This window comes from Actinotalea ferrariae, assembly GCF_019733465.1.
GTDB classification, from domain to species: domain Bacteria; phylum Actinomycetota; class Actinomycetes; order Actinomycetales; family Cellulomonadaceae; genus Actinotalea; species Actinotalea ferrariae_A.
On sequence record NZ_JACVQL010000401.1, the window covers coordinates 1 to 1197 of the forward strand.

At 77.9% G+C, this 1197-nt stretch carries 1 protein-coding gene and 1 pseudogene; one reads left to right on the forward strand and one right to left on the reverse strand.

The annotated features are described in order from the left end of the window. Positions 1-478 (reverse strand): PfkB family carbohydrate kinase (locus ICW40_RS20320; RefSeq protein WP_260459522.1); only part of this gene is annotated, 478 nt, incomplete at its 3' end. Between the two features lie 86 nt (positions 479-564). Here ICW40_RS20320 and ICW40_RS20325 point away from each other — a divergent pair. Continuing rightward, positions 565-1197 (forward strand): annotated as a pseudogene (locus ICW40_RS20325) (family 65 glycosyl hydrolase); the annotation flags it as partial.

Below are 1197 nucleotides of genomic sequence, written 5' to 3' on the forward strand. Positions count from 1 at the left end.
CCCGCGCGCCGGCGTCGCGCGCGAGCCGCAGCGCGGCGAGCACCGCGGGTCGCGGCTGCTGGAGCTGCACGAGCACCGCGTCGGCGCCGCGCACGACGTCGGCCGCGGCGGCGACGTCGTCGGCCGTCAGCAGCTGCTCGGCGGGTACGTGCTCGAGCAGGCGCCGCACGCCGTCCGGCTCGACGACGTCGAGCAGCAGGGCCGTGCGCCCGCCGTCGCGGCGCACGACCGCGCTGACGTCGAGGCCGTCTCCCTCCGCCTCGCGCAGCACCTGGCCGCCCGCGAGGTCGTCGCCGACGACGCCCACGAGCGCGACGTCGAGCCCGAGCCGCCGGCAGCCGACGCCCTGGTTGGCGCCCTTGCCGCCGAGCAGCTCGTGCCGCTCCTCGACCAGCGCGGACCCGCCCGGGCCGGGCAGCCCGGGAACCCGGAGCACGAGGTCGCGCGCGACCTGCCCCACCACCACCACGCGTGCCATCCGTCCTCCCGTCGTCGCGCCTCCGGACCAGGCTGGTGGCCACGGACGGCGCGCGCGACCGCGGGACGTCGGCGACACTGCCGTGCATGACACGACCGGTCGAGCCGTGGACGCTGCGCGAGCCGGCGCCGGACCTGGACGCGCACCGGTCGGCGGCCTCGGTCCTCACGGTCTCCAACGGGTGGATCGGCGTGCGGGGCGCGTTCGAGGAGCTCCGTCCCCACGCAGGCCCGGCGACGATCATGGCGGCCGTGCACGACGACGTCCCGCTCTCGTACGCCGAGCCGGCCTACGGCTACCCCGAGAGCAGCGAGCACCTCGTGCCGGTGCCGGACGCGTGGTCCGTGCAGCTGCTCGTCGACGGCCACCCGTTCGACGTGCGTCTCGGGCCGACCCGCCACGAGCGGACCCTCGACCTGCGTCGCGGCGTGCTGCACCGCGAGGTCGACTGGACGGCACCGTCGGGCGCGGACGTCGAGGTCCGCACCGACCGCCTCGTGTCGCTCGCGCGCCGCGAGCTGGTCGTGACCCGGTACGAGGTCCGCAGCCCGAGCGGGGCGCGCGTCGAGCTGCGGCCCTTCGCCTGCTGCGCCACCGCGCCCGGTGCGGCGGAGGTCGGGCCCGAGGACCCCGACCGCCCGGCGTTGACGGCGGAGACGTGCGGCCACACCGGCGAGCGCTCGTGGACCGTCCACCGGGCCGCGCGCTCGGGCGTCCGC